This window comes from Streptomyces sp. NPDC093600 (genome assembly GCF_044764755.1).
Classification (GTDB): domain Bacteria; phylum Actinomycetota; class Actinomycetes; order Streptomycetales; family Streptomycetaceae; genus Streptomyces.
In genome coordinates this window covers 1-8,595 of record NZ_JBIWIU010000025.1, presented here as the reverse complement: position 1 = coordinate 8,595, position 8,595 = coordinate 1, and the positions used below count along the sequence as shown (strand labels likewise).

At 68.1% G+C, this 8,595-nt stretch carries 8 protein-coding genes and 4 pseudogenes; 5 read left to right on the top strand and 7 right to left on the bottom strand.

The annotated features are described in order from the left end of the window. Positions 1-176: 176 nt before the first annotated feature. On the top strand, positions 177-467 hold the full coding sequence (locus tag ACIRB4_RS31590; protein ID WP_403296096.1) for a transposase: 291 nt from the start codon (positions 177-179) through the stop codon (positions 465-467). A gap of 939 nt (positions 468-1,406) precedes the next feature. Here the strand turns inward: ACIRB4_RS31590 and ACIRB4_RS31585 are convergent. The 3 genes and pseudogenes from ACIRB4_RS31585 to ACIRB4_RS31575 form a co-directional block, all read right to left on the bottom strand. Beyond that, positions 1,407-1,562 (bottom strand): hypothetical protein, encoded by a 156-nt coding sequence (locus tag ACIRB4_RS31585; protein ID WP_403296093.1) that lies wholly within the window; start codon positions 1,560-1,562, stop codon positions 1,407-1,409. 198 nt (positions 1,563-1,760) lie between these two features. Continuing rightward, positions 1,761-1,906 (bottom strand): annotated as a pseudogene (locus ACIRB4_RS31580) (IS5/IS1182 family transposase); the annotation flags it as partial. Between the two features lie 264 nt (positions 1,907-2,170). Continuing rightward, positions 2,171-2,446: a GlsB/YeaQ/YmgE family stress response membrane protein gene (locus ACIRB4_RS31575; RefSeq protein ID WP_403296092.1), complete on the bottom strand. Its 276-nt coding sequence runs from the start codon at positions 2,444-2,446 to the stop codon at positions 2,171-2,173. A gap of 138 nt (positions 2,447-2,584) precedes the next feature. On the opposite strand from ACIRB4_RS31575, the gene ACIRB4_RS31570 reads away from it, so the two are divergent. Further along, positions 2,585-2,782: an SSI family serine proteinase inhibitor gene (locus tag ACIRB4_RS31570; RefSeq protein ID WP_403296090.1), complete on the top strand. Its 198-nt coding sequence runs from the start codon at positions 2,585-2,587 to the stop codon at positions 2,780-2,782. 2,160 nt (positions 2,783-4,942) lie between these two features. Here the strand turns inward: ACIRB4_RS31570 and ACIRB4_RS31565 are convergent. Further along, positions 4,943-5,335: a hypothetical protein gene (locus tag ACIRB4_RS31565; protein WP_158993763.1), complete on the bottom strand. Its 393-nt coding sequence runs from the start codon at positions 5,333-5,335 to the stop codon at positions 4,943-4,945. Positions 5,336-5,571: 236 nt separating this feature from the next. After that, a pseudogene (locus ACIRB4_RS31560) lies at positions 5,572-5,676 on the bottom strand (restriction endonuclease); the annotation flags it as partial. Here ACIRB4_RS31560 and ACIRB4_RS31555 point away from each other — a divergent pair. Both ACIRB4_RS31555 and ACIRB4_RS31550 read left to right on the top strand, forming a co-directional pair. Beyond that, positions 5,676-6,014: pseudogene (locus tag ACIRB4_RS31555) on the top strand (heavy metal translocating P-type ATPase); the annotation flags it as partial. The pseudogenes ACIRB4_RS31560 and ACIRB4_RS31555 sit on opposite strands and share 1 nt — an antisense overlap. Before the next feature lie 294 nt (positions 6,015-6,308). Next, positions 6,309-7,280 carry a WD40/YVTN/BNR-like repeat-containing protein gene (locus tag ACIRB4_RS31550; protein WP_403296087.1) on the top strand — a complete coding sequence of 324 codons (972 nt, stop codon included), beginning with the start codon at positions 6,309-6,311 and terminating at the stop codon, positions 7,278-7,280. Here the strand turns inward: ACIRB4_RS31550 and ACIRB4_RS31545 are convergent. Both ACIRB4_RS31545 and ACIRB4_RS31540 read right to left on the bottom strand, forming a co-directional pair. Further along, complete coding sequence (locus ACIRB4_RS31545) at positions 7,271-7,516, bottom strand: replication-relaxation family protein (protein WP_403296084.1); 246 nt, start codon at positions 7,514-7,516, stop codon at positions 7,271-7,273. The genes ACIRB4_RS31550 and ACIRB4_RS31545 overlap by 10 nt on opposite strands. A 2-nt stretch (positions 7,517-7,518) precedes the next feature. Beyond that, entirely contained in the window at positions 7,519-7,914 is a 396-nt protein-coding gene (locus ACIRB4_RS31540; protein WP_403296082.1) for a VOC family protein, read from the bottom strand. 178 nt (positions 7,915-8,092) lie between these two features. Between ACIRB4_RS31540 and ACIRB4_RS31535 the strand changes: the two are divergent. Next, positions 8,093-8,498: pseudogene (locus tag ACIRB4_RS31535) on the top strand (IS5/IS1182 family transposase); the annotation flags it as partial. Positions 8,499-8,595: the final 97 nt, after the last annotated feature.

Here is an 8,595-nt window from a genome sequence, read left to right as displayed (position 1 = left end):
CGGGAAGGCGCGGATCGGCCCGTACCCCGGAAGGCGGTGGAGGTCCTGCCCGACGGAACCGAGACCAAGCTCGGCATCTGGTACAGCAACACCAAGACCCGCCGCGACAAACTCACCCAGGAACAACTGGCCGCACTACGGGAACTCGGCATCGAATGGGCGTAGGAGCGCCGAGTTTGCAGCTTCACAAACTCAACACCCACCTGGCGGCCGGGCTGAAACAGTACGAGGCCGAGCACGACTTACTCACCGCCGTCCGCCTCCCGCCGTATGCAGCCGACCTGAATCCCGTTGAGGCCCTCTGGTCACTGGTACGCGGGGCCATGGCCAACACCGCCTTCGACACACCCGACGACCTCGACCGCACACTCCGCCGGGAGTTACGCAGGATCCAGCTCCGGCCACACCTGATCGACGGCTGTCTCACCGCCACCGGCCTGACCCTCGCACCACCGACCCCCCCCTGAGAACCTCAGTAGGTGGCATGGTGGCGGGGGACGCCGACGACTGTGAACGGGGCGGTGACCAGGGTGTACTGCTCGGCTGGGAGCGTGGCGGGTTTCCGTACGGCCCTGGCTGCGATCACGCAGACGGAGTTGGCGTCCGAGTGGAGTCCCGCGCGGTATGCATTGAGTTCCTCACTGCGCGGAAGCAGCGCCGACCTTACGGCGTGGTCGAGCTCGGAGTTTTCTGATGCGGAGAGCCGGAGGGCACGGCTTGCCTCAGGCCGCCCTGCCGACGCCGGCTGACGGCGTGGTCGAACGCGGCGGCGAGAGTCTGGGGCGGCAGAGCCGCGACCGTTGCTATGAATCGAGCCGTGGCGGCATCCACAACTAGGGTCTTTCGGGAAGGTTTAGGGCAAGCGTCAAGCAGGTGACGCCACCAGGCACTCTGCCTTGCCCGTGAGAAGGTACGTTCCGGGTGGAACGAAGGGGAGTGTGACATGGATGTCCATCGCCTGGCACGCATAACAGCGACGCTCTTTGGGGAGCTCGGCACTGCTGGAGCGCTCACGGTACGGGAGTTGCCCGACGGACTCGGAATCTGTGCGTGGCCAGCCGGCACCCGGGGTGGAGGAAGCATCTTCGTGGGGTGCGACGAGTCGGTTCTGTTCGTGGGATCCGCGATAGGTTTCGACGCCGGTCTCGCCGCTTTCCGCCAGGGCATGCGCACTCCCGCCGACCGCTTCCGGGGCGAGCCTGACAAGGCGACTGCACAGAAGCCCGTTGAGTAGCGGGGCGTGGGCGACCGCTACGAGCGGACGAAAGACGTCCCCTCGTGTCGGCGGTGATGGCCGATTTACCACAGAGTCCGTGTTCGTCGCAATCACCGGATCCTGAATCGCATGAAGTCCGACCTGCCATGGCACCTGTCAAGCGCTGGCCGACGCCGCGCGTCGAGGCCCGCTATTCGGGCTCGGCCTCGACGATCCTGACGTCCTCGGCGATCGGGTCCTCCATGACCCTGGACATGTAGCGTTCGGTGCCGACAAGGTCATAGGTGTCGTATGACGCCATCGAGCTGCCCTCGTAGGTCCACTCCACGCGGTACCGCTCTGCCACCTGGCTTCCTCCCACTCGCTTACCCGCCGGAGCGCTGTCCGACTGGAACCGTACCCCGCCCGTCGTTTGCACCCCACACGACGTACGCTCGGCCTCAAATGTCACAACCACCCACTTCCTTGCATCCGTCCCGGCCTGGCTGGGCCATGCGCTCACGGTTCCGTGCGACGGATTCCAGGGCCGGTGGCCTCAAGAGGGCCGGATCGATGGGACGGCGTCCAGCAGTGGCAGGAGCTGGCTGACGTCGTGCCGGTTGCCGGGCCTTCCGCAGTGAGCGCGACGGCGAGCGGGGTTCCGTGACGGTCGACGAGCAGGCGGTGCTTGGAGCCGGGATGGGCCAGGTCGTATCCGGCTACGCGCCGGCGAAGCTCGCCGACTGTCTCGTTCCACAGGTAGTGGAGCGCCGCGTCGAAGAGGTCAACGCGGCTTTCCGGATCTGCCAGTGTGATGCGGCCGGCGCCCGCAGGTCGCATTCGCAGCGGGCGCTAACGCGCGCCGGAGACGTCGCTTGGGCCGAAGCTCGGCCGTAAGGGTCTTTGCCCCACAGCAGCGGAACGGCTCCTCCCTCGGAAGAGGGGGAGCCGTTTTCCGTCTGGAGTGAGACTGTGTCAGGCGTGGCTGTGGTGGCGCTTGCCGGTGACCAGTCGGTAGACGGCGAGGAGAATGACCGAACCGAGGATGGCGGCGATCCAGGTGGAGAGGTCGAAGAAGCCGTCGATGGAGTCGACGCCGAAGATGACCTTGCCGAGAAAGCCGCCGAGCAGGCCGCCCGCGACGCCGATGAGCATGGTGATGATGACGCCGCCCGGGTCCTTGCCGGGCATCAGCGCCTTGGCGATGAAGCCCGCGAGCAGACCTATGAGAATCCAAGCCACAATGCCCATGATGCGTCTCCTACCTCGGTGAATAAAGCCGGTGTAAATGATCGTCTGCACCGTGCGGAGGTTTTCAAACACCGATCATTCCGAGCAGGAAGGTCGCGGTCGAGGAGAAGGCGCGGGCGGCCCGGGAGGCGACCCGCGATGTCCAGACCACTGTGCGTCCCGGGCAGACGGTGCGGGCGTCAGCGGCCGCCCGGCGATGAGGAGTGCAGCATCACCTACGACCCCGTGGTCGCGACCGTGCAAGGCTTTTGGCAAGGCCACCCCATCAACTTCAAAAGGCAGTACGTCAACGACTGCGAGATGCATGCGAGGACCGGGGCGATCTTCCGGTTCTGACTCTTGGTTGAGGCCGCAGGCGTGCCTCCATGTCGGCACACCCCGCCCTGGACGCCTGCACGGCCGTAGTCGTCCTGGACGCCGAGGGCACTCCGACCCCGGCGGTGGTGTGGGACGAGGGGGCCCATCACGCCACTCCACCCAGCGAGGATCACCCAGCACCCTGTCCGCGTCGAGCACGTCGGCGGTTTCCAGGAACACCACCAGATCGTGATCAGAGTGCGCCACACCGAGGACCTCGTGCGAGGAAGCGTGGGAGAACAACCTCGCCGCGCTCCGCTCCTGGGCCTAACCAGCCTCACCCAGCTCACCGCCCGCACCAGCGAAGCCACCAAGTAGCTACCGCGGGGCGCATACCCGTCCGGCCCTACTCACGCTCACGTCATGGGCGGACCACCACCGCTTGTCGGGGTACGCCCTTCTGTGCCCATGCGCGTACGGAGAAACGTGCCCAGTTTCCGCATCCCTCCGGTCCCGTGCATCCTGGTCAGTGCTGCGGAGAGGGTTGAATGCGCAGGGGGTCAGCGCCTGTCATAGGGTCCCGGCAAGAGTCCCCCAGTCCGTTCGGAGCGCCTGTGCCCCGCCTTGCTCACCTTGTGACTACGCTCGCGGCCCCTCTCCCGTTCTCCGGGGCCGACGCAGCGCCTCACTCTGGAGCCCCGGCCCACAGCGCGGCTCCTCGTACAACGAGGGGACACAGAGCTGATCGTCCAGGAAGTCCAGCCGCCGGCCACGGCCTCGGCCGTCTCCTTTCCGGCGCCCTGGCCTCGCCGGTTCGGCACGAGCGCAGTGTCGCCTGCCGCTGACCTGGTTGTCTTCGCCGGACCGCATGCACTGCGAGCCGTTGACCAGTCGGGAAGCCCACGGTGGGAACTGCGGCACCGCTGCTGGGCAGGCTGCGCGGGGCACACAGAATTCTCCGAGTACGCGGAGGACAGAGACCACCGCTATGCCAACCGTGGCTCGGCTGGCTTCTCCTCGGACGGGAAGACCGTGTGGTCCCATGTCCACGGCCCTCTGGAGCACGACGCCCCGTGAGAGGCACCCCGGGACCGGCTGTCCGCGAGATCCGCACCATCCTGGCCGACGGCGTGATCCCGGGCCTGCCCCCGCGAGAGACCACCACGGCGTAAGCGCCAGTGTGGGGATGACGAGCGGCAATCCGGAAGCCTGGGCAAGCCGCCCGCGCGGGTGGCTTGCCCAGCCTCCCTTCGGGCTTGCCAGGCCGCCGCCGGCTCCCACATCGGGCGGGCAAGCCCGGTGCGGTCGCAGTGGAAGCACCGGCCGACCCCGGGCGTGTTGCGGGCCGCGATGGTGCCGACGGCGTTTCCGGAAGAGCCGGGTGAGGCCGTTGATGTGTGCCGCGTGTCTCGGGAGGTCTTGCCGTCTTGCCGAGCGTGACCTCCAGCGCGCCCCCGGGGCCGGTGAAGTGGGGTGCGGGGGGTCGCCTGTCCATAGCGCGGAGGGACTCGTTCAGCTCGTACATCGTCCTCCGCGCCGGTCAGCTGTGCGCGGGCCGTGAGGATGGTGTCGGTGGCCACGGTGAAGGACAGCAGTCCGGCATGGCGGGCGGGCGGCCCGACGCGGTCCACGGGTCGGGGTGGGTGTGCTGGAGCTGGGCCAGGGGCGTGCCACAGGTCGCCCGGCATCGGAGATCGTGGCTTTCTTCTCGGCTGCGTCTCATACGGCCTGTGTACGGCCTCCTCTTCAGAGCGCGATGCGCGGCGGTGTTTGCACTGGACGTGTCGCCCTGGCCGCTTTCGACGCTGCGGCCGCTCCGTGCCCTCGAGGACCTGGACGAAGACGTCCTCGCCGAGGCTGCCGGCGAAGCGCGGGCTTTCGGCGCCGGCCCGGCGGCCGCCGTCGACGAGTTGGTGCGCGACCTGCTCGTGCAGTTGGCCGACTGGCAGCAGTCGATCGGCGAGCTGGGCCGCCTCACCACGGCAACTGAAGGCCGACCGCTACCCGGCTGGTCCACCGACGCCGGCCGCACCGAGGACATCGGGTGGCGCCAGGCCCGCGCCACGCTGCTCGAGGCCGTCGCACGCCACCACCACGCTCACCTGCTCGCTGCCCTCGTCGAGCTGGGCGGTGAGCTGGAGCTCCCAGCTACCCGTAACCGGCGCTTCAGGGGCGCGGTCATCCCAGAAGGCTGCGCGGTCAGCGACGCCGGCCGCCGCCGATGCGGCGGTCGTCGGCCAGTGCGGTCAGCGGGCCGAACTCGCGGGCAAGCTCGTTCCACGTCAGAACCTCGCCACAGCGGGCCGGGAACTCCTTCGGGTTGAACTCGGGCATGGTCCAGGTGCCAGTGCCCCGGTCCCGCAGCCACAGGTCCCCGTCACCGTCGACCACAGTCGGCGGGACCGGTACGGGCTCGGCCTGATCGGTGGGCTCCCAGGTGACCCGACCCGGGTGGGAAACGCGGCGCAGCTCGGTGGTGGCCAGCCGCGCGGCCAAGTCACGGGTGGACTCTTCGGCGTCCTTGACCGACTCGAGTCGGAATGCGTCGTCAAGTACGGGCAGGGCTGGATTCTTGCTGCGCTTTGAACTCATACGCTGACTACCTCCGGTGGGGGGGTCACATCCGTTATGGCACCCCGTAGAGGAACACGGTATCCGAGGCGGGAGCCGGGCCAGGCCTTCTCCGCTGGAACGGTCAGCAAGCCCGCCGACGCCCAGGAAGATGCTCTGCGCCAGGTCAGCGACTTGTTGGGTGAGGCGAGGAAGGCACTCGACACGCTGACGAAGTAGCTGGAAGCAACCGTCCAGCCCCCGCCCGGTGCACCCCTCTCCGGGGCGAGCGCCGCCTTCAGGCGGTCCAGTCGTTCGTAGAGAGCGCGAACGAGGCGGGCACGGTTCTGGACGCAACGCACCGTGCCTTCCAGCGTCGCGGATGGTCGGTGACGGTGTCAACGACGCCGCGGCGCTCGCCCAGGCCGACCTGGGCCTGGCGATGGGCACGGGCACGGACGCCGCCATCGAGGCCGGCGACCTCACCCTCGTACGCGGGGACCTGCGGGCCGCCGCCGACGCGATCCGGCTCTCCCGCAGGACGCTCGGCACCATCCGCTCCAACCTGTTCTGGGCCTTCGCCTACAACGTCGCCGCCCTGCCGCTCGCCGCGGCCGGACTGCTCAACCCGATGATCGCGGGCGCCGCCATGGCCTTCTCCTCGGTCTTCGTGGTCGGCAACAGCCTGCGCCTGCGCGGCTTCCAGCCCATCGACAAGTAGGCGAATCAACACCGAGGGGCGGACCCGGCCGAGTCCGCCCCTCTTCCGTGCCCTGTCGCCCCCCTCACGCCAGGCGCCGCCCGCCGAGGTACGTTCGGCCGGTTCTCGTCTGCCACCCCGCCGGGCCGTCCGTAAGCGGGGCACGGTTGAGTGTCGGGGACGGTCAGCGGTGCCCGCCGTGTGAACGCCAGACCGCCCGGCTGCCAGCCCTCAGTCAGGCGTCGCGCGCAGCCGCCGGCATCCTCCCCTACAACCGACCCACCCCGACATCACAACAGCACGAGGTGAAGCACCATGTCCCCCTCCTCGACTCATTCCCGCCGAAAGCGCACCCGCGGTCTTCTCGCGGCGGGCGCCATCGCCGCCGCAACCGTCCTGCTCGCCGCGTGCGGCGAGGGCAGCCCTTCTGATGGCGCCGCTGCCCCGGGCGAGGAGCCGCAGCCCGCGCTGCACAGCCACATCCACGGACTCGGAATCGACCCGGAGGACGGCCGGCTCTACGTGGCCACTCACGAGGGGATCTACATCGCGGATGACAAGGGAAGCCCTCAGCTGGTCGGGGACAGCAGGGACGACTTCATGGGCTTCACCGTGACCGGCGCCAAGACCTTCCTGGCCAGCGGCCACCCGGCCCCCGGCAGTGACCAGCCGGACAACCACGGGCTGGCCTTCCTGGCCAGCGGCCACCCGGCCCCCGGCAGTGACCAGCCGGACAACCACGGGCTGATCAAGAGCACCGATGCCGGAAAGTCCTGGAAGACCGCTTCGCTCAAGGGCGAGGCGGACTTCCACAGCCTCGAACACGCCAAGGGCATCACGTACGGGTACGACAGCACGGGCGGTCTGTTGCGCGTCAGCAAGGACGGCACGACCTGGCAGGACCGTGCCCGTCTGCAGGCCCTCGACTTCGCGGTGAACCCCGCCGACCCGAACCAGCTCGTCGCCACCACGGCGGAGGGCGTCGCACGCAGCACCGACGGAGGCGCGACCTTCGCCCCCGGCCAGGGGCCGGGGATGGAATTCCTCTCCTGGGCGTCCCCGGAATCCCTCTTCGGAGTCGACTTCACCGGTGCCCTCAGCATCAGCTCGGACGGCGGAAGCACCTGGAAGAAGACGGCGACCGTGCCCGGAGGCCAGCCGCAGGCCCTGACCGCCGTCGATGAGCAGCACATCCTCGCGGCCACCCAGGACGGCATCTACGAGTCCCGGGACGCGGGGGAAACCCTCACCAAGCGCCTGTCCGTGGCGAGCGGCGATCACCACTGATGAGTGCGGGATCCTGGCGTGATCACGCCATCGCGTGTTGCCGCAAGAACGACGTGCAGCCGCGGGAAGGTCTTCGAGCGGGTGTAGCGGTGGCGCTGCCAGAACGCGTACGTCGTACCGATCGTGCCGCAGGTGCCTTCCCAGACGCGGTGCCCGGCGTAACGCTCGTAGTCCCAGACCTCACGTGCGAGGCGGGCCTGGGACATGGTGCCGTTGTCGAGCTCGAAGAGGCGCACCTCTAGTTCTGCGGTGCCAGGGTGCGCAGGACGCAGAACTCGTTGCCCTCAGGGTCTGCCATGACCACCCAGTTTCGGTCTGAGCCCTGGCCCACATCCGTCTTGGTGGCGCCGAGGCCGAGCAATCTGGTCACCTCATTCTCGGTGCTGCCATCGATCGGGCTGACGTCGAGGTGAAGCCGGTTCTTCACGGTCTTGCCCTCGGGCACCTGGATGAACAGCAGGGTGGGCGGCATCTGGCGGGCCCGAACATCCTCGATGGTCGGCACCCAGGAGCCGATCTCGACCTTGCCCTCGCTCCGGTCGATCACCTTGAAGTCCAGGACGTCGCACCAGAAGGCCGCGAGCCTCTCCGGATCGTGGCAGTCAACGGTCAACTCGGTGAACCTACTTGTCACGACTCTCCCAGATAGTGCCGGACGGGGTTCAGAGTATTGGCTATGCCGTCCGTCCGACAGATCCGAGATCTTCCTGACTAGGTACAGACGAGCTTGACCCGGCATGAGATACACGAGAAGCCCCTGGTAGGAACAGGTCCGCGAAGGACAGGTTCCGGGTACCGAGAGGCTTCACACGTTGACCAGTATCACCTACACCGGCGTGCTCGATATCAGCCGGGCCACTGCTGAGGCCTTCGCGAAGCTGCCGCTCGAACACCGCGAGCGTCTCGGGACCCGCAAGGGCACCCGCGCGGTACCCGGCTGACTCAACTCGCCCGCGACAACCGGATCTCCGTCCCGACGGCCTACAGCTACCTCCACGAAGGACTGACCGTGCTCGCCGACCACGCCCCGGACCTGTCCACCGCACTGGAGTGCGCGGCTGCGGTCGCTTTACGCACCTCAACCTCGACGGCACCGTCATCCGTACCGATCGCGTCACCGCCCCCGGCCGGAACAAGGCCGACCTGTGGTGGTCGGGTAAGCACAAGCACCACGGCGGCAACCTCCAGGTCATTTGCGCACCCTACGGCTGGCCACTCTGAAAGAGTGTTTTGTCCTGCCAGGGGTGTTTGGTAAGGCGGCGGTTCCGGCGGGTCGCGGTCGCTCCTGAGTGAGGTCCGTGGGGTTCAATGCGGG